The 19,283-nt window shown below is 70.8% G+C and carries 15 protein-coding genes, 1 tRNA gene and 1 pseudogene; 8 read left to right on the plus strand and 9 right to left on the minus strand.

Features of this window, described 5'->3' with window-relative positions; all coding sequences use genetic code 11:
- The first annotated feature begins 46 nt into the window (after positions 1–46).
- Together IEY95_RS06275 and IEY95_RS06280 are read left to right on the plus strand one after the other, a co-directional pair.
- Positions 47–484 carry a hypothetical protein gene (locus IEY95_RS06275; protein WP_189184864.1) on the plus strand — a complete coding sequence of 146 codons (438 nt, stop codon included), beginning with the start codon at positions 47–49 and terminating at the stop codon, positions 482–484.
- Between the two features lie 53 nt (positions 485–537).
- Complete coding sequence (locus tag IEY95_RS06280; protein WP_189184865.1) at positions 538–1,443, plus strand: spermidine synthase; 906 nt, start codon at positions 538–540, stop codon at positions 1,441–1,443.
- Between the two features lie 73 nt (positions 1,444–1,516).
- Here the strand turns inward: IEY95_RS06280 and IEY95_RS06285 are convergent, their stop codons facing one another.
- Positions 1,517–2,032, minus strand: a complete 516-nt coding sequence (locus IEY95_RS06285; protein ID WP_189184866.1) for a hypothetical protein — start codon at positions 2,030–2,032, stop codon at positions 1,517–1,519.
- Positions 2,033–2,201: 169 nt separating this feature from the next.
- Between IEY95_RS06285 and IEY95_RS06290 the strand changes: the two genes are divergently transcribed.
- From IEY95_RS06290 to IEY95_RS06300, 3 genes are all read left to right on the plus strand, one after another.
- A complete protein-coding gene (locus IEY95_RS06290; protein ID WP_189184867.1) occupies positions 2,202–2,891 on the plus strand; it encodes a response regulator transcription factor in 690 nt (229 codons plus the stop codon).
- Positions 2,892–2,919: 28 nt separating this feature from the next.
- A complete protein-coding gene (locus IEY95_RS06295; protein ID WP_189184868.1) occupies positions 2,920–4,299 on the plus strand; it encodes a sensor histidine kinase in 1,380 nt (459 codons plus the stop codon).
- A gap of 348 nt (positions 4,300–4,647) precedes the next feature.
- Complete coding sequence (locus IEY95_RS06300; protein ID WP_189184869.1) at positions 4,648–6,123, plus strand: glycoside hydrolase family 18 protein; 1,476 nt, start codon at positions 4,648–4,650, stop codon at positions 6,121–6,123.
- A gap of 214 nt (positions 6,124–6,337) precedes the next feature.
- Here IEY95_RS06300 and IEY95_RS06305 read toward each other — a convergent pair whose 3' ends face one another.
- Entirely contained in the window at positions 6,338–8,521 is a 2,184-nt protein-coding gene (locus IEY95_RS06305) for an MMPL family transporter (RefSeq protein ID WP_189184870.1), read from the minus strand.
- A gap of 329 nt (positions 8,522–8,850) precedes the next feature.
- On the opposite strand from IEY95_RS06305, the gene IEY95_RS06310 reads away from it, so the two are divergent.
- Complete coding sequence (locus tag IEY95_RS06310) at positions 8,851–9,504, plus strand: TetR/AcrR family transcriptional regulator (protein ID WP_189184871.1); 654 nt, start codon at positions 8,851–8,853, stop codon at positions 9,502–9,504.
- 211 nt (positions 9,505–9,715) lie between these two features.
- Here the strand turns inward: IEY95_RS06310 and IEY95_RS06315 are convergent, their stop codons facing one another.
- The 4 genes from IEY95_RS06315 to IEY95_RS06330 all read right to left on the minus strand — a co-directional run bounded on the left by IEY95_RS06315 (position 9,716) and on the right by IEY95_RS06330 (position 14,504).
- Positions 9,716–11,146 carry a GH1 family beta-glucosidase gene (locus IEY95_RS06315; protein ID WP_189184872.1) on the minus strand — a complete coding sequence of 477 codons (1,431 nt, stop codon included), beginning with the start codon at positions 11,144–11,146 and terminating at the stop codon, positions 9,716–9,718.
- Positions 11,147–11,245: 99 nt separating this feature from the next.
- A complete protein-coding gene (locus IEY95_RS06320; protein WP_189184873.1) occupies positions 11,246–12,154 on the minus strand; it encodes a carbohydrate ABC transporter permease in 909 nt (302 codons plus the stop codon).
- Positions 12,151–13,179: a carbohydrate ABC transporter permease gene (locus tag IEY95_RS06325; protein WP_189184874.1), complete on the minus strand. Its 1,029-nt coding sequence runs from the start codon at positions 13,177–13,179 to the stop codon at positions 12,151–12,153. Before IEY95_RS06325 ends, IEY95_RS06320 begins: the two co-directional genes overlap by 4 nt.
- On the minus strand, positions 13,176–14,504 hold the full coding sequence (locus IEY95_RS06330; RefSeq protein WP_189184875.1) for an ABC transporter substrate-binding protein: 1,329 nt from the start codon (positions 14,502–14,504) through the stop codon (positions 13,176–13,178). Before IEY95_RS06330 ends, IEY95_RS06325 begins: the two co-directional genes overlap by 4 nt.
- A 403-nt stretch (positions 14,505–14,907) precedes the next feature.
- Between IEY95_RS06330 and IEY95_RS06335 the strand changes: the two genes are divergently transcribed.
- Complete coding sequence (locus IEY95_RS06335) at positions 14,908–15,963, plus strand: LacI family DNA-binding transcriptional regulator (protein WP_189184876.1); 1,056 nt, start codon at positions 14,908–14,910, stop codon at positions 15,961–15,963.
- 246 nt (positions 15,964–16,209) lie between these two features.
- Positions 16,210–17,037: a serine/threonine protein kinase gene (locus tag IEY95_RS06340; protein WP_189184877.1), complete on the plus strand. Its 828-nt coding sequence runs from the start codon at positions 16,210–16,212 to the stop codon at positions 17,035–17,037.
- 50 nt (positions 17,038–17,087) lie between these two features.
- On the opposite strand, the gene IEY95_RS06345 is transcribed toward IEY95_RS06340, so the two are convergent.
- The 3 genes and pseudogenes from IEY95_RS06345 to IEY95_RS06355 form a co-directional block, all read right to left on the minus strand.
- Positions 17,088–17,160, minus strand: a tRNA-His gene (locus IEY95_RS06345).
- A 106-nt stretch (positions 17,161–17,266) separates the two neighbouring features.
- On the minus strand, positions 17,267–17,869 hold the full coding sequence (gene orn / locus IEY95_RS06350; protein WP_189184878.1) for an oligoribonuclease: 603 nt from the start codon (positions 17,867–17,869) through the stop codon (positions 17,267–17,269).
- A gap of 126 nt (positions 17,870–17,995) precedes the next feature.
- A pseudogene (locus tag IEY95_RS06355) lies at positions 17,996–19,241 on the minus strand (helix-turn-helix domain-containing protein).
- Positions 19,242–19,283: the final 42 nt, after the last annotated feature.

The raw sequence follows: 19,283 nt of genomic DNA on the forward strand, positions 1-19,283 counted from the left end.
ACTCCCGACCCACTCGTCATGAGGAGGGGTTCCGTTGGAGGCCGGGATGGAGACCAGGCAGAGCACCGAGTTCCGTACGTCGCTGTCGACCGCGCAGCACAGGCCGTCCCCGGAGTGCAGCGCCCCACCACAGCCGGTCGCCGAATGCGACCTGGTGACCGTTCCCACGCGACAGGGCCTGGAGGCGGTCGACATCCTCCGCCGCGGCTCCTGCGACGCCGTCGGACCCGTGCTCCACGACGACGGCTGCGACACCCTCGGCTTCCTCGTGCCGCCGGGCACAGCCGACGCCTGGGACGTGCCGGGCAGTACCTGTACGCAGACCAACGGCCGCGGCAACAGCCTGGCGCCGGAACCTCCGGTCGAGGGCTCGGACTGGCTGCTGCCGCCCGACGAGGCGGACCTCGCGACCGACCCGGCCGTACTCCGGGCCGCGCTGGGGGAGGCGGCCCGGCTCATCGAGGCGGCGGACAACTGCCAGTGACCCCGCGGGACCGCCGTTGAGTCGACCCGCCCGTACGCCCCGATAATGGCGGGATGGCAAGGGCGAGGAACAAGCGGTCGGACGACGGGCGCGAGGCGGGGCGCAGCGCGCGGCGCGGGCAGGCGTCCGCCGAAGCCGTCGTCGAGCCGGTCGACGGCGGGCTCGCCCAGCTGATTCCCGACCGGGACCGGGCGCGCGCCTGGACTCTGCTGATCGACGGCGCCCCGCAGTCGCACGTCGACCTCGACGACCCCGCCTACCTGAGCTTCGAGTACCAGCGCCGCCTCGGCCATGTCATCGACCTCGTCGCCCCGCCCGGCAAGCCCGTGCACGCGGTGCACCTCGGCGGCGGCGCCTTCACCCTCGCCCGCTACACCGCGGCGACCCGCCCCCGGTCCACCCAGCAGGTCGTCGAACGCGACGCGGCCCTCGTCCAACTGGTCCGCCGCGAGCTGCCGTTGGACCCGAACGCACGCATCCGGGTGCGCTCCCTGGACGCCCGCGAAGGGCTCGCCAAGGTGCCCGACGGCTGGGCGGACCTGGTGATCGCGGATGTGTTCAGCGGGGCGCGGACGCCGGCGCATCTGACGTCCGTCGAGTTCGTCGCGGAGGTCCGCAGAGTGGTGAAGGCCGGTGGCGTCTACGCCGCGAACCTCGCCGACGGGCCCCCGCTCGCCTACCTTCGCGGCCAGATCGCCACGGTGGCGGCCACCTTCCCCGAACTCGCCCTGGTCGCCGACCCGACGGTGCTGCGCGGCAAACGCTTCGGAAACGCGGTCCTCGTGGCCTCCGACCACCCGCTGCCGATCGCCGAACTCACTCGTCGCGCGGCCTCGGACCCGCACCCCGGACGGGTCGAACACGGCAAGCAGCTCACCGACTTCACCGGAGGCGCGACCCCGGTCACGGACGGTGCGGCGGTGGCGTCACCGGCACCGCCCCCGTCGGTCTTCCGCTGACCGGCGGGCCGGGGTGGTCGGTCGTCCACTGACCGGCAGGCCGGGGCGGTCGTCCACTGACCGGCAGGCCGGATCAATACGTCCCGATCTCCACGTGCGGCGGCCCGTCGTGCCAGGTGCAGAACACCGACACCCGGTCCGCGCCCGAGGCGAACTCCACGCGGATCCAGGTCTCCGTCTTCCACACCTGCATCGACCAACCGGCGCCCGGTGTCGCGGACACCAGCGTCGCGGACGTCTTTCCGAGGTCGAAGACCGCCCGGCCGCCGTCGGTGTCGTAGCTCTTGATCTGTCCGGACGAGGCCGGGGAGGGGGAGACGCTCGAGGGCGTCGACGAGGAGGGCGTCGGGCTCGGCTTCCGGCTCGCGGGCGGCTTGCTCGACGGGCTCTTCGAGGGCTCGGCCCGCCGTGTGGAGGAGGCGAGCGGCTTGGACTCCTGCGTCGTCGCGTCGCCCGCCGTGATGGGCAGGGCGCGCGGCGGGTCGTACGCCGTCCCCGTCATCACCGTGTGGACACCCCACCACGACAGCGTGACCGCCGCGCCCGTGGCGAGCGACCAAGCGAGTACGTGAATGAGTCCTCTGCGCATCGCGGCCATACTGCACCACGAGCCCCACGGGTGTCTCTTGGGTGCGTCACAGTCCTGGTTGTCCACATCCTGGTGATCCGAGTTGTCCACGGGGCCCCGAGCGTCCCCCACTCCCGGCTTCGCTTGAGCGGGAGGTACCCCCATGCCCCTATGGCGTACGGTGCCGCCCATGGCAAGTGTGCTCGTGGTCGAGGACGACCAGTTCGTACGCTCGGCCCTCATCCGGCATCTGACCGATGCCGCGCACACCGTGCGCAGTGTCGGCACCGCTCTCGAGGCGCTGCGCGAGGTCGCCCATTTCCGTTTCGACGTCGTCATCCTCGACCTCGGTCTGCCCGATCTGGACGGGTCCGAGGCGCTGAAGATGCTGCGTGGAATCACCGATGTCCCCGTGATCATCGCCACCGCCCGGGACGACGAGACGGAGATCGTCCGCCTGCTGAACGACGGCGCGGACGACTACCTGACCAAGCCGTTCTCGGTCGAGCACCTGTCGGCGCGGATGGCGGCGGTGCTGCGCCGCTCGCGGACGAGTGCCGGGGACGCGCCGCCGTCGACGGTCATCCGGGTCGGCGGGCTCGCCATCGACCCGCTGCGGCGCCAGGCCGAGTTGGACGGCGTACGGCTGGACCTGACGCGGCGCGAGTTCGACCTGCTCGCCTTCCTGGCCGGGCGGCCCGGCGTCGTCGTACCGCGCAAGGAGCTGCTCGCCGAGGTGTGGCAGCAGGCGTACGGCGACGATCAGACCATCGACGTCCATCTGTCGTGGCTACGGCGGAAATTGGGCGAAACGGCGGCGCGGCCGCGCTATCTGCACACCCTGCGGGGGGTCGGCGTAAAGCTGGAGCCGCCGCTATGAGGTGGGCGCCGGGCGAGGGGTGGGCGTCATGAGGTGGGCGCTGGTCAAGGTGTGCGTGGCGGTGACCACGATGGTCGTGGTCGCCTTCGCGGTCCCGCTGGGTCTGGTGATCAAGGAGATGGCGCGGGACCGGGCGTTCTCGAACGCCGAGCGGCAGGCCGCGGCCATCGCGCCCGCGCTCTCCATCACCACCGACCGGGACCAGTTGGAGCGGGTCGTCGCCTCCGCGGGTTCCGACTCGGGGATGGCCGTGCACATACCCGCCGCCGACGGCGCGGCCGCGGTCGAGATCGGCAAGCAGCGCGCCGCCGGCAAGGACATCGAAACGACCCAGAAGCTGGGCCGCGCCTCCACCACGGAGGTCTCCGGTGGCTCGACGCTGCTCCAGCCCGTCGCGCTGAGCTCCGGCGAGATCGCGGTCGTCGAGGTGTACGTCCCCGAGTCCGAGGTCAGCAACGGCGTCGGCACGGCCTGGGCGGTGCTCGCCGCGGTCGGGGTCGCGCTCATCATCGGCTCGGTCGCGGTCGCCGATCGGCTGGGCGTACGGATGGTGCAGCCCGCGCAGCGCCTGGTCGAGAGTGCGCATGAGCTGGGGGAGGGGAAGCTGGGGGCGCGGGTACCCGAGGAGGGGCCGACGGAACTGCGGCTGGCGGCGGTCGCGTTCAACTCGATGGCCGATCAGGTCGTACAACTGCTCGCGAATGAACGGGAGTTGGCGGCAGACCTCTCGCATCGTCTGCGTACGCCGCTGACGGTGTTGCGGCTCAACACGGCCTCGCTCGGTGACGGACCCGCCGCCGAGCAGACCCGGGCCGCCGTCGCGCAGCTGGAGCGCGAGGTCGACACGATCATCCGGACCGCCCGGGAGGCCAAGCCGCAGACCGCGGCGATCGGTGTCGGCGCCGGGTGCGACGCGTCCGAAGTCGTGCGCGAGCGTATGGACTTCTGGTCGGCGCTCGCGGAGGACGAGGGCCGCAAGGTGCGGGTGGCCGGGATCGACCGGCCGGTCCGCATACCCGTCGCCCGCGCCGATCTGGTGGCCGCGCTCGACGCGCTCCTCGGCAATGTCTTCCGGCACACCCCGGAGGGCACGGCCTTCGCGGTCGACGTGCACAACGGCGAGGACGCCGTGATCGTGCTGGTGTCGGACGCGGGCCCGGGGATCGTGGATCCCGAGGCGGCCATGGCGCGCGGCCGCGGCTCCGGGAACGACGGGTCGACAGGGCTCGGCCTCGACATCGTGCGGAGGCTCGCGGAGGCGACGGGCGGGGATGTACGGATCGGTTCGTCCGTGCTGGGCGGGACCGAGGTGCGGATCTGGATCCAACTGGACGGCCGGGCGACCCCTCTCCGGCGGGGGCACCGGGGGACAGTACGCCGCCGTCGCCGCGGGGCGGGCGTGAGCTGACGGTTCGCCGCGGGCCTTGGCTGACGGGCGCGTCGCCGCGCGGGCTTTGGCTGACGTGTGCGGTTCGCTGCGCGGGTTTTGAGCGGTGTTCGGGCTTCGGCGTGCCGGGCTCTGCCGGTGCGGGCCTTCCGCTGCCAGGACGGTCTTCTGCGCCGCTCCGCGGCGGCTTTGGGCGCCCGAATTGGTCTCTACCTTTAACCGTCCCCGATGCCTTCCTTAAGCGCACCCTAAGATCCTCAACCTCCGTCCGGATGAGGCGGTTTGCCTGATTCCGGATCGCTAGCGTGCTCCGCACCCACCCCTGGGAATCCCTGTGAACCCCCGTGAAACCGCGAAGGCAGGCACGCGATGAGCAGCACGCACCGGCGCAAGGTCAGTGGCAGGAACAAGGCGATAGGCGGCATCGTCGCCGCGGCCGTGGTCGGCGGTGGCGCCATCCTGCTCACCGGGACCGCGCACGCGGCAGGCGTCGGCGCCGCGTACACCAAGACCAGTGACTGGTCGACGGGTTACACCGCGCAGTACGTCATCACGAACGACAGCAGCCAGGTGAAGGGAGACTGGACGCTGGAGTTCGACCTGCCGTCCGGCGCCAAGCTCAGCTCGCTGTGGAACGGCGAGTCGAGCGTGAGCGGGCAGCACGTCACCGTGAAGCCGCCGGCCTGGGACAAGGACGGCCTGAAGGCCGGCGAGTCCGTCACCGTGGGCTTCGTCGTGAACGGCACCGCGGACCCGACGGGCTGTCTCATCGACAGCGCCAAGTGCTCGGTGGACGACGGCGCGACGCCCGAGCCGAGCGGTCGCCCCACGCAGTCCGCGACCCCCAACCCGACGCCGACCCCGACCGCCACCGCTTCTCAGAGCGCGACGCCCACTCCGACCGCGACGGCGACCCCCTCTCCCTCGCAGAGCTCCGGCAGTGGCAGCACGACGACCGCCGGCTTCGCGCCCTACGTCGACACCTCTCTCTACCCGGCCTTCGATCTGGTCGCGAGCGCCACGGCCACCGGTGTGAAGGACTACAACCTGGCCTTCATCACGGACGGCGGCGGCTGCACCCCCAAGTGGGGCGGCGTGTCCGACCTCGCCAGCGACGGGGTGGCGTCGCAGATCGGCGCGTTGCGCGCCAAGGGCGGCGACGTCCGCGTCTCCTTCGGCGGGGCCTCCGGTTCGGAGCTGGCGACGACCTGTTCCTCGGCGGACGCGCTGGCGACGGCGTACGGGAAGGCCGTGGACGCGTACGACCTCACGAAGGTCGACTTCGACGTCGAGGGCGGCGCGCTGCCGAACACGACCGCGAACACGAACCGAGCGAAGGCCATCGCCAAGCTCCAGCAGCAGCACCCGAACCTGGACGTGTCCTTCACCCTCCCGGTGATGCCGGAGGGCCTCACCCAGGACGGCGTGAACCTCCTGTCCAACGCCAAGTCGAACGGCGTGAAGATCAACACCGTGAACATCATGGCGATGGACTACGGCGCCTCGTACAGCGGTGACATGGGCACCTACGCCGAGCAGGCCGCCACGGCCACGCAGGCGCAGGTGAAGAGCGTCCTCGGGCTGTCGGACAGCGCGGCGTGGAAGGCCGTCGCCATCACCCCGATGATCGGCGTGAACGACGTGTCCTCCGAGATCTTCAAGGTCGACGACGCCTCGCAGCTGGTGACCTTCGCCAAGTCCAAGGGCCTCGGCTGGCTGTCGATGTGGTCCGCGACCCGCGACAAGCAGTGCCCGGGCGGCGCGAAGAACTCCGCGGACGCAACGTGCAGTTCGATCGTTCAGGATGCGGGCGCCTTCTCGAAGACCTTCGGCGCCTACAAGTAGCTATCAAGTAGCCATCACCGAAACGGGGGTTGCGCGCCCTGGCCGGATCTCCCCCCACCCGGCCGGGGCGCGCTTCGGCGTACAGCCGTGGCATCCGGCTCATTTCGTACGGCGTCGACGCCCACCGTCGACGCCCAGGGAGCACGCGAGGACCAGGCCGCGGCAAGGCGACCTGGTCCGAGCCGGGGTGCGACTCCCGGGTGAGTGAGGGCCGTCAGCCCTCGGCCGGCGCGCTCCCCTCTGTCAGGCCCAGCCTGCCGTGCACCGCGCGCAGTGGCTTCGGGGCGTACCAGGCCGTTCGGCCCAGGAGCCGCATGGCCGCCGGGACCAGCACACCTCGTACGGCCACCGCGTCGATCAGGATCGCCAGACCGCTGCCGAGGCCGAACATCTGGATGAAGCTGACGTGGGCCGTGCCGAAGGCGAAGAAGCTCACCGCGAGGAGGCCGGCTGCCATCGTGACGATTCGGCCGGTGTGGGAGAGCCCGCTGGTGACGGCGGTCTCCGTGTCGGCGCCCGCGTCGTGGAGTTCCTTGATGCGGCTGGTGACGAAGACCTCGTAGTCCATGGACAGACCGAAGGCGATGCAGAACATGAGGACCGTCATGGACGTGTCCATGGGTTGCGGGGTGAAGCCGAGCAGGGATGCCAGATGGCCGTCCTGGAAGATCCACACCATGACGCCGATGGCCGCGGTGAGGCTGATGGCGTTGAGGACCAGCGCCCGCAGTGGCTGCACCACGCTACCGGTGAAGAGGAAGAGGATCAGGAAGGTGGTGCCGGCGACGAGGCCGATGGCGTACGGGAGCCGGTCCGCGATCGACGACTTGGAGTCGACGAGGCGTGCGTCGGTGCCGCCGACCAGCGCCTCGGTTCCGCCGGGCACGTCCACCGCTCGTACGGCCTTGACCAAGTCCTGTGCCTCGTCCGACTTGGGGGTCAGGCCGGTGACGACGGTGATCCGCTGGGCGTCGGGGCGGGCGAGTGCGGCCGCGGCGGGGCCGGGCCGGGCGGACCGGCCGTCGGTGTAGGTACCGGCGGAGGTCTCGACCCGGGCCGCACCGTCGAGCCGCGAGAGAGCGGTCGCGTACGTACGCAGGTCGGCCGGGGCGACCGGCCCCGTCGTGACGATCTGCACCGCCGACTCGTCGCTGCCGGTGAAGTCGTGCTGCACCGCGGTGGCGACCTGACGGCTCTGCGCGCTCTCGGGCAGCACCCGCTCGTCCGGCGTGCCGAACGTGACGCCGAGCAGCGGACTCGCGGCGAGCAGCAGGACGGCGAGGACCGGCAGTGCGGTCAGGGCGGGCCTGCGCATGACCGTGCGGGACAGCCGGGCCCAGAGGGGGGCCTCGGCGCTCCGCACCGTCTGCGCCCAGGGCAGTCGGCCGTTGTTGATCCGGTGGCCCAGCACGGCGAGCAGCGCGGGGATGACGAGCAGGGCGCTGACGGCGGCGATGGCCACCACGCCGATGCCCGCGTAGGCGAAGGACCGCAGGAAGAACTGTGGGAAGACCAGCAGCGCGGCGAGTGCGGCGGCGACGGTCGCGGCCGAGAAGGTGATGGTCCGCCCGGCCGTCCGTACCGTGTGCCGCAGTGCGTCGGGGACCTCGGCGCCCTCGGCGAGGTGCTCACGGAACCGGCTGATCATGAGCAGCGCGTAGTCGATGCCGAGGCCCAGGCCGAGCGCGGTGGTGAGGTTGATCGAGAACACCGACACGTTGGTGAGGCTGCCCAGTACATAGAGCTCGGCGAAGGTTCCGACGATCGCGATCAGCCCGATGACCAGGGGCAGCAGTGCCGCTACGACGCTGCCGAAGGCGATCACCAGCAGGATCAGGATCAGTGGCACGGCGATCGACTCGGCCAGCGCCAGGTCCTTGGCGACCTGCGTGGGCACCTCGTCGCCGACCGCGGCCTCGCCGCCGGCCCGTACGGTCAGCCCGTTCCGGTCGCCGGTGTACCGCTCGGTGATCACCGAGGCGTTGTCGCCCTGCTCGGTGTCGTCACCCTTCACGTGGGCCAGGACCAGCGCCTCCTTCCCGTCCCGGGAGGTCAGCGCGGAGCTGCCGGTGTCCCAGTACGAGATCACGTTCGCCAGGGTGGACTCGCCCTTGAGCTGCGTGGTGAGGGTGCGCCCCGTGCGCTCGACGGCGGGGGAGTCGATGCCGCCGTCCTTGTCGGCCCGGACCAGCAGGACCAGGTTGCTCTCGCCGCCGAACTTCTCGTCGATGAGCTGCTGCGCGCGGGCCGAGGGCGCGCTCGGATCCTCGAAGCCGCCGCCGAGGAGCTTGCCGAACGCCCCGAAGCCAATGGCCCCCATGGCGACCACGGCCACCACGGTGAGTGTCAGTACGAGCCGGCTCCGGTGGAGCGACAGCTCGGCGATGCGGTCGAACACGGTGATCGCCTCCGGATATGTGCGCCATCATGTTTATGGCGTTAACATGGACAGTGACACAAGATGTTAACGGCGTCAACATAGGAATGTTAATGGCGTCAACTTGGGGCAGGATGAGGTGGTGGATTCCGAAGGGACGGGGCGTGGGGCCGTCAGGCCGTGGGCCCGACAGATCGTGGGGCCCGACAGATCGTGGGGCCCGACAGGTCGTGGGGCCCGACAGGTCGTGGAGCCCGACAGGTCGTGGGACCTGGCAGATCATGGGGTCCGACAGGTCGGGTTCCTGGGTCCCGCAGGGACGGGGGCAGGATTCGGGCAGGATGGAGATCATGGAGTCGATCACGGGCGGCAAGTCCCGCTATCACCACGGCGACCTCCGCAACGCGCTGATCGAGGCCGCCGTCGAACTCGCGGCCGAAGGCGGCCCGGAGCGTGTCGTCCTGCGCGAGGCGGCCCGCAGCGTCGGCGTGTCACCCACCGCCGCGTACCGCCACTTCAACGGCCAGGGAGAGCTCCTGGAGGAGGTGAAGATCCACGGGCAGCAGGCGCTCGCCGCCTCGATGTCCGAAGCCGTGCGCGTACTGCCCGGGCTCGACGATCCGGGCGAGGAGGCCGTACGCAGGACCGAGGCGATCGGGCGCGGGTACGTCCGGTTCGCGATCGAGCACCCCGGGCTCTACCGCACCGCCTTCTGTCGCACATCCGCGGCGGAGGAGCACGACTTCACGGGCCTCGAAGTCCCCGACGGCAGCCCGGAGTTCGCGGCGTTCAGAGAACTCTCGGACACCCTGGACACGCTGGTGGCCGCGGGCCGGATGCGGCCGGACAACCGTCCCGCGGCCGAGGTCGCCGCCTGGTCGGCCGTCCACGGCCTCTCCCTGCTCATTCTCGACGGGCCGCTCGCCCTGCTCCCCGCCGACCAGCGCGACGCGGTGGTCGAGCGCACCCTCACCACCATCGTGGCGGGCCTCACCCGCCAGTAGTCGGCCTCAAGCCCGGGGCCCGAGAAGCTCGACCCCCGAGAACCCCGGGGCCCCGAGCGGTGGACGCACCGCGACCCGAAATCGGACGCCGGCGCGCCGCCTGTCGCCGGCCGGTGCGCCGAGGACGTACTGCACGGCCCCGGACGACACGGGGCGCGGCACCCCCCTCAGGTGCCGCGCCCCGTCCCCCGCCATCCCCCGGTCACATGGTCTACTCGGCGGCCGCCGGCGGCGGCAGCGTGCCCGTCCGCGCCGCCTGCCCGTACCAGAGGGCGCTCGACTTCGGCGTACGGGTCTGGGTCGCGTAGTCCACGTACACCGCGCCGAAGCGCTTGCCGTAGCCGTACGCCCACTCGAAGTTGTCCATCAGGGACCACAGGTAGTAGCCGCGCACGTCCGCGCCGTCGGTGATGGCGCGGCGCACCGCGGACAGATGGCCGTGCAGGTACGCGATCCGCTCGGGGTCGTGGACGCGGCCGTCCGGGTCCGGCTTGTCGTCGTAGGCCGCGCCGTTCTCCGTCACGTACAGCGGCAGACCCGGCGCCTCCCGCGTGTAGCGCATGATCAGGTCGTGCAGGCCCGTCGGGTCGATGGTCCAGCCCATCTCCGTGCGCTCGCCCGGGGTTTGATGGAAGGCGACGTCGTCCGCGCCGGGCCAGGGGGAGTAGGAGCTCGCGCCGTGACCGTCCGCGCGCGGGCCCGCCGCGGTGGCGTCCGCCGCCGAAACCAGCGTCGGTGTGTAGTAGTTGAGGCCGAGCGCGTCGAGCGGCTGGTGGATCGCCGCGAGGTCGCCGTCCAGGACGTACGACCAGTCCGTGAGCGACGACGTCGCCGCCAGCAGTGTCTTCGGGTACGCGCCGTGCAGCATCGGGCCGTGGAAGACGCCGTTGGCGAGGTCGTCGATGCGCCGCGCGGCCGCCAGGTCCGCCGGGTCCTGCGAAAGTGGCCTGACGACTGAGGAGTTGAGGCTCACCGCGACCGTGTTGCGGGCCGGCATCGCGCCGCGCAGGGCCGAAGTGCCGAGCCCGTGGGCCAGGTTCAGGTGGTGCGCCGCCCGCAGTGACGCCACCGCGTCCGTACGGCCCGGGGCGTGCACCCCGGAGCCGTACCCCAGGAACGCGCTGCACCAGGGCTCGTTGAGGGTGATCCACTGCTCGACGCGGTCGCCCAGTGCCTCGCCGACGATCTGCGCGTATTCGGCGAACCGCAGCGCCGTGTCGCGCTCGGGCCAGCCGCCCGCGTCCTCCAGCTCCTGCGGGAGGTCCCAGTGGTAGAGGGTGACGGCGGGCTTGATGCCGTGGGTGAGCAGCTCGTCGACGAGCCGTCGGTAGAAGTCCAGGCCGCGCTGCACGGCGGGCCCGCGACCGGTCGGCTGCACCCGCGGCCAGGAGACCGAGAAGCGGTACGCCGTCAGGCCCAGCTCTGCCATCAGGGCCACGTCGTCGCGGTAGCGGTGGTAGTGGTCGACGGCCACGTCGCCGTTCTCACCGCCCGCCGTCTTGCCCGGCGTATGGCTGAAGGTGTCCCAGATCGAGGGTGTGCGGCCGTCCTCCCGCACCGCCCCCTCGATCTGGTACGCGGAGGTCGCCGCGCCCCAGAGGAAGGCGGGAGGAAAGGTCACGGGGGTAACGGGCTCAGGCATGGAAGCGCTCCCATTAGGGGTCGTGGAGACCGACGAGTCGTAGGAAGGGGAAGAAGGGGACCGGGGCGGCGGTGACCCGGCCCCCTGGAGACGGAAGGGTCAGCCCTTGATCGCGCCCTGCATGATGCCGCCCACGATCTGCTTGCCGAACAGCAGGAAGGCGATCAGCAGCGGCAGCGTGCCGAGCAGCGCACCCGCCATGATCACCGACTGGTCGGGGATGTAGCCGGTGCCGAGGCCGTTCAGGGCGACCTGGACGGTGGGGTTCTGCTGGTTGAGCGCGATGATCGGCCAGAGGAAGTCGTTCCAGGCCATCACGAAGGTCAGCAGCCCGAGCACCGCCATCGCCGGCCGCGCCGCCGGGAAGACCACGTGCCATACGACGCGCAGACTGCTCGCCCCGTCGACCCGCGCCGCCTCGATCAGCTCGGTGGGCAGCGCCTGCACCAGGTACTGCCGCATGAAGAACGTGCCGAAGGCGCTCACGAGGGTGGGCAGGATGACCGTCTGCAGCTGATTGGACCAGCCCAGGTCGCTCATCCACAGGTAGAGGGGTACGACGGCCAGCTGCGGCGGGATCATCATCGTGCCGATGGTGAGCAGCAGCAGGGTGCTGGAGAACTTGAACCGCAGCTTGGCGAAGGCGAACCCGGCGAGCGTGGAGAACAGGACCGTGCCGAAGGTGATGGTCCCGGCGACGATCACGGAGTTGACCATCGCGGTGCCGAGCCCGGCCTGGTCCCACGCGGTCTGGAGGTTCTTGAACAGGTTCCCGCCGAACCACAGCGGCGGCGGTGTCTGTGCGAGCCGCTCGTTGTTGCGTGAGGCCGCGATCGCGGTCCACAGCAGCGGCGCCAGCGAGACCAGCGCGAGAACCGTCAGGACGACATAGGTGGCCGGGCCCGCGTGCAGCTGCTTGCCCGCGCCGAGCACGCGGCGGCGTGCGGGGCGCCCGCCGCCCGCGCCCTTCTCCTTCGCCTGAGGCAGCGTCAGTTCACTTGTGGTCATTGGGATTTCCTCAGCCGTCGGGTGATCAGCAGATTGATCGCGGCGACGATCAGCAGGATCAGGAACATCGTCCAGGCGATCGCGGACGCCTTACCGAGGTTGCCGATGCCCCAGCCCTGGTCGTACATGTACAGGCCGAGCGTCTGGTACTGGTGCGCGGAGCCGCCCTTCGAACCGCTCACCCCGCCGAACAGCAGGGGCTCACCGAAGAGCTGGGTCGCGCCGATCGTGGAGACCACCACCGTGAACAGGATCGTCGGCCGGAGCATCGGGACCGTCACATGGCGGAACTGCTGCCAGCGGCCCGCCCCGTCGAGCGCGGCCGACTCGTACAGATCGGTGGGGATGGCCTGCATCGCCGCCAGATAGATCAGCGCGTTGTAGCCGGTCCACCGCCAGATCACGATCGAGGAGACGGCGAACTGACCGCCCCAGTCGGACTCGCGCCAGTTGATCGGGTCGATCCCGACGAAGTGCAGCAGCCAGTTGATCATGCCGCCGTCCCACGAGTACAGCAGCGTGAAGACCAGCGTCGCCGCCGCCACCGAGGTGGCGTACGGGGTGAGCATCACGACCCGCCACACGGTCGAGCCGCGCAGCCGGTAGTTGAGCAGATGCGCGATCCCGATCGCCATCAGCAGCTGCGGCACCGTCGAGATCACACCGATGGTGAAGGTGTTCTCCAGGGCGTTCCAGAAGAACTCCGAGGACAGCAGGTTCTTGTAGTTGTCCAGGCCCACCCAGGTCTGGTGGTCCAGGCCGGACAACTGCACGTTGTGCAGCGAGTACCAGGCCGTGTACAGCAGCGGCACGAGCCCGAAGGCCCCGAAGACGATGAAGAAGGGGGCGATGAACGCGTACGGCGACGCCTTCATGTCCCAGCGGTACAGCCGGCTGCGCCAGGAGCTCGTGCCCGGGGGCGGCGTACCGCGACCGTGAGCGCGGCGGGCCGCGCCCGGCTGGTCACCGGGCGCGGCGTCGGCGCTCGACGCGGTCTGCGCGAGAGCCTGCTTGGAGCTGGTCACTGGCCGAGCACGTCCTTGATCTCCGACTTGGCCGCGTTCCAGCCCTGGTCGGGCGTCTTGCCCTTCTGCTCGACCTGGAGGATGCCGACGTCCGTGATGGCCGTGCCGATCGGCTGGTCCTTGACGCCGAATATCTGCGTCGGGATGGTCTTCGCCGAGTCGGAGAAGATCTGGGTGATCGGCGCGTCCGAGAAGTACGCCGTGGTGTCGGCCTGCGGCTTCAGAGACGAGTACGCCGACGGGGTCGACGGGAAGCTCGCCTGCTTGCCGAAGACCTTCGCCTGCTGCTCGGGGGCGGTCAGCCACTTCGCCAGCGCGACGGCCTCCTTCTGGTGCTTGGTCGCCGTCGGCACGCCGATGAACGAACCGCCCCAGTTGGCCGCGGTCGGCGCCGCCGCCACGTCCCACTTGCCCTTGCCCGAGTCACCGGACTTCTGCTCGATGTAGCCGATCATCCACGCCGGGCAGGCCACCGTCGCGAAGGAGCCCTTGGCGTAGCCCTGGTCCCACGTCGGGTCGAACTGCTTCAGCTTCGCCGACATGTTGCTGGTCGCCACCGCCATGGCGGCGTTCCAGGCGTTCTTCACGCCCGTCGACTTGTCCCAGATGACATTGCCGTCCTTGTCGTAGTACCGCTGGCTCTCGCCGCCGAGCGCCGCGTTGTAGACCGAGGAGGCGGAGTCCACGTACTTGGTGCCCTTCGGCGCCTTCTTCATGTACTCCTTGCCGAGGTCCACGTACTTGGACCAGTCGCCCTTCCACTGCTCGGCGAGCTTGGTGCGGTCCGTCTCGAGGCCGGCCTTCTGGAACAGGTCCTTGCGGTAGCAGATCGCCATCGGGCCGATGTCGGTGCCGAGCCCGATCAGCTTGCCGTCCTTGGTGGTGGCCTGCGCGTTCTTCCAGTCCAGCCACTGGGACTTGTCGACCTCCTTGCCGAGGTCGACGAACTTGTCGGCCTGCGTCTGCACGGCCTCGGTGATGTTGCCGACTTCGATCGCCTGGATGTCGTCGGTGCCCGAGCCGGCCTGGAGGCGGGTCAGGGTCTTCGGCCAGTAGACGTCGGTACGGGTGGTGACGTTCTCCTTGATGGAGATGTTGGGGTGGAGCTTCATGTACTCGTCGTAGAGGCCGGCCTGCTTGTAGCCGAAGACACCGAAGGTCCCGATGGTCAGCGTGGTCTTACCCTTGGCATTGCCATTGCCGCCGTCCGAGTTCGACGAGCCGTCGTCCGAGTCGTTGGCGCAGCCGGCCAGCAGCCCTGTGGTCAGCGCGGCGACGACCGCGAGGGCCCCCAGCCTGCGGGACCGACGGGTACTCGTGCTCATTGAGTCCTCCTGTTGCCTGACGTGCCGACCCCCCGGCCAACTGCTCTGTTGGGCCCGTTGGTTCTCGCTGCGGCTCGGGCGGGGAACGTGCGGGATGTGTATGTGTCAGGTACTGTGGGAGCGCTCCCACAGGTGATGTGTTGAAGAGTCGTCGGTTCGCGCGGGGGTGTCAAGGGTGGGAGCGCGGAGATATGTGTTCAGTTATCGGCCCGTTAGCTAACTCCGGGACTGGAGGCGGAGGCCGTCCCGGGACGGGTGAGGTGGCTCGTGTCAGTGTGCCCGCCCGGTGCGGGAGGACGAAGTCCGGCGGGACCGGCACCTCGCGCCGGGACTCCCGTCCATGAACACGACTGTTAGATTCCAGGCCAGTCGCGGAGCGCGCGGTGTCGACGGGAGGCGGACCATGGCAAGCCACGGAGCGCGGGGCCGGGGTGGCGGCCGGCCGACCTTGGAAGAGGTCGCCGCGCGCGCCGGAGTGGGCCGCGGCACGGTCTCCCGGGTGATCAACGGCTCCCCACGGGTCAGCGACGCGACCCGCGCCGCCGTCGAGGCGGCGGTCGCGGAACTCGGCTACGTCCCGAACACGGCGGCCCGCGCCCTGGCCGCCAACCGCACGGACGCCATCGCCCTGGTCGTCCCCGAGCCGGAGACCCGCTTCTTCGCCGAGCCGTACTTCTCCGACATGCTGCGCGGTGTCGGCGCGGAGCTCTCGGACACCGAGATGCAGCTGCTGCTGATCTTCGCGGGCAGCGACCGGGAGCGGCGCCGCCTGGCCCAGTACCTGGCCGCGCACCGGGTGGACGGCGTCCTGCTGGTGTCGGTGCACGCCGACGACCCGCTCCCCGACCTGCTCTCCCAGCTGGAGATCCCGGCGGTGATCAGCGGTCGCCGCTCGGCGGACGAGACGCTGCCGTCGGTGGACTCGGACAACTACGGCGGCGGCCGCGCGGCCGTCGAGCACCTGATGGCTCGGGGGCGGCGCAAGGTGGTCCACCTCGCCGGACGCCTCGACGTCTACGGTGCCCAGCGCCGTGTGGACGGCTACCGCCAGGCCCTGCTCGACGCCGGCCGGGAAGTCGACGACCGGCTGATCGTCCCCGGCGATTTCACGGAGAACGGCGGCCGCCGCGCGATGACCCTGCTCCTGGAGCGCTGCCCCGACCTCGACGCGGTCTTCGCCGGCTCCGACGTCATGGCGGCCGGTGCCCGCCAGGTGCTGCGCGAGGCGGGCCGCCGCATACCGGACGACGTGGCGCTGGTCGGCTACGACGACTCCGCCATCGCCCGCCACATGGACCCGCCGCTGACCAGCGTCCGCCAGCCGATCGAGGAGATGGGCCGCACGATGATCGACCTTCTCCTCGGCGAGATCGCGGACCGCCGCCCGGCGGTGTCGCGGGGGCTGGAGAAGCGGCAGTTGGTGCTGCCGGCGGAACTGGTGGTGCGGGCGTCGTCGTGAGACCGCCCGCCGGTTCCGGTCGGCTCCGACACCGGTGAGCGCCCGCCCGAGGTTGTCCGCGGATCCCGTACGGGGCCGCGATGACGGCGGTCTCTCGGAGCGGCCCGGTCGACTCGGCGGGCAGCCGACGCCCCAGCCGCCGTTCGGCGCATCCGCCCCGACAAGATCCCCCAACCTGGCCTCGGTCGACACTCCTCCCGCCGCGTCTGTCCACATGGCGGCACTCTCGTGAGGCACTCTGGCGACATGGTCCTGCACCCCTTGCTCGGAATCGAAGAAGTGCCCGCCGTGGAGCCGTATCTGGGCCGGGTGGGTGAGGTGTTCAGGGAGTTCCGGGAACCAGACTCGGGGCGCGTGTCGTACGGGGTGCGGCTGCTCGACGGGGCGCGTTGGTTCGTCAAGGAGGCGGTCACGGATCACGCGCGCGAGTCGCTCGCGCGCGGCTGGGCGTTCCACCGGGCCGTACGGCACTCGGCGATCGTCCCGCAGGTCCACCGGATCGCCGTACGAGGTGGCGGCTGGGCGGTGGTGATGCCCTGGCGGGAGGGCGAGGTGCTGTACTGCCCCACCCGGAGCGGCCCCCGCGGCCGTACGAGCCCGGAGAGCCCGCTGGCCCGCTTCCGCGCTCTGCCGACGGGCCACGTACTGCGCGCCTTCGACCGGATTCTGGACGCCCACCTGGCGGTGGAGGCGGCCGGCCATGTCGCGGTCGACTTCTACGACGGCGCGCTTCTGTACGACTTCGCCCGCGACGCGACCCACTTGATCGACCTCGACGAGTACCGTCCGGGCCCGTTCGTCCTCGACGAGGAACGCCTGCCGGGCTCACGGCGCTTCATGGCCCCCGAGGAGTTCGTCCGCGGCGCGGTCATCGACACCCGCACGACCGTCTTCACCCTGGGCCGCACCGTACGCCTCCTCCTGGACGCGGGCGACGAGGAACGCGCCTGGCGCGGCACCCCGGCCCAGCAGGCGGTGATCGTCCGCGCCACGCGCGCCGACCCCGGCGACCGCTTCGAGAACGTCCACGACTTCGCGACGGCCTGGCGAGCCGCCGACGGCCGTCTGCCGTGAAACGAAACAGGGCCCGGCCTGCTGTCGCAGGCCGGGCCCTGTTCATCAAGGGTGAGTGACGGGACTTGAACCCGCGACATCCTGGACCACAACCAGGTGCTCTACCAGCTGAGCTACACCCACCACGACCGGTCTTGGTTTCCCTGACCGGCCGAGAAAAAGTGTACAGGGTCCGAAGGGGTGCTCGCGCACGGCTTTTGTGGGGGCCCGGAAGGGCCCCGGCAAAAGCCTATTCGACGGGCAGGACGTGCTTCGCGGCGATGGTGCGGGCGGTGTCCGAGTCGGGGCCGGGCTGGGGGACGAAGATCGCCTCGCGGTAGTAGCGGAGCTCGGCGATGGATTCGCGGATGTCGGCCAGGGCGCGGTGGTTGCCGTTCTTCTCCGGGCTGTTGAAGTACGCCCGGGGGTACCAGCGGCGGGCCAGCTCCTTGATGGAGGAGACGTCCACGATGCGGTAGTGGAGGTAGTCCTCGAGGGTCGGCATGTCGCGCAGCAGGAAGCCGCGGTCCGTGCCCACCGAGTTTCCGCACAGTGGGGCCTTGCCCGGCTCCTTGACGTGCTCACGTACGTAGGAGAGGACCTGCTCCTCGGCGTCCGCCAGGGTCGTGCCCGCGGCCAGCTCGTCGAGGAGGCCGGAGGCGGTGTGCATCTGGCGCACCACGTCCGGCATCGTCTCCAGCGCGGCGTCCGGCGGGCGGATCACGATGTCCACGCCGTCGCCCAGCACGTTCAGCTCCGAGTCGGTGACCAGCGCGGCCACCTCGATGAGCGCGTCATCCGACAGCGAGAGCCCGGTCATCTCGCAGTCGATCCACACCATGCGATCGTTCATACGTCTCACCCTACGGCTCGCTCCGGCCGACTGGACCCGCCCGTGCGCCCCGGCGAGGGCCCGCACCGCTGGAGAAGGGGCCCGCACCCATGGCGCGGACCCCCTTCCCCTCGCGCTACGGCCGTACTACGGCGCGCTTCGCTGCCCTGGCAGGCTGGGCCTGCCCGCCGCGTACAGCTCCGGGCCGGGCTTGCCCGTGTCCGTGGAGAGAGACGCCGACGATGCAGCCGGGCCCAGGGAGCTGGCCGCCGCCGTGCGACGGGTCTGCATCGGGACCGGGCTCTCCTGGGGCAGCGCCGGCGGTGGGCCGGCCGGACCCGCGGAGCCGTCCGTCTCCGACGATCGGTCGGCCTGCGGCCTGCGGGCGCGATACGCCGCCCGGTACGCGGCCGGGGACGATCCGAGCTGGCGCCGGAAGTGACCCCGCAGCGCGACCGGCGAGCGGAAGCCGCAGCGGCCCGCGACCTCGTCGACCGAGTAGTCGGAGGTCTCCAGGAGGCGCTGTGCCTGCAGGACGCGCTGGGTGATCAGCCACTGCAGGGGAGCGCTCCCTGTGAGTGAGCGGAACCGACGGTCGAAGGTGCGGCGGCTCATGTACGCGCGTGCCGCCAGCGTCTCGACGTCGAACTGCTCGTGGAGGTGCTCCAGTGCCCAGGCGACGACCTCCGCGAGGGGGTCGGCGCCGATCTCCTCCGGTAAAGACCGATCGAGATAGCGCTCCTGACCGCCGCTGCGGCGCGGCGGGACCACCAGACGCCGGGCCAGCGCGCCCGCCGCCTCGTTGCCGTGGTCCGACCGCACGATGTGGAGGCAGAGGTCGATTCCGGCCGCCGTACCCGCCGACGTCAGGACGTCGCCGTCGTCCACGAAGAGCTCTCGTGGGTCGACGTGCACCGACGGGTACCGCTTGGCCAGCGTCGGTGCCGTACATCCAGTGGGTCGTCGCCGGGCGGCCGTCCAGCAGGCCTGCCGCCGCCAGCACGAAGGCGCCGGTGCACAGCCCGACTATGCGGGCGCCCTCCTCGTGCGCCCGGCGCAGTGCGTCGAGCGCATCCTCCGGTGGCGGCGAGGTGATCGACCGCCAGGCGGGCACGACCACCGTGCCCGCTCTGGAGATCGCTTCCAGGCCATGTGGCGCAGTGAGTTCCAGGCCCCCTGTGGTCCGCAGCGGGCCTTCCTCGCCGGCGCACACCAACAGGCGATAGCGCGGCACGCCGGCGTCCTGGCGGTCAATCCCGAACACCGACAGCGGTATGGAACTCTCGAAGATGGGGCCGCCGCTGAACAGCAGCACCGCGACGATCTCCTTGCGGCGTCGCCCGGAAAGCTTCCGGGCCGCGGCTTCCGGCGCGGCAGTGGAGTCGTGGCTCATACTGCTAAGCCCCCCTCGGTGGTCGCGGCTCCTCGGTTGTGT

The sequence above is a fragment of the Streptomyces albiflavescens genome (assembly GCF_014645835.1).
GTDB classification, from domain to species: Bacteria; Actinomycetota; Actinomycetes; order Streptomycetales; family Streptomycetaceae; genus Streptomyces; species Streptomyces albiflavescens.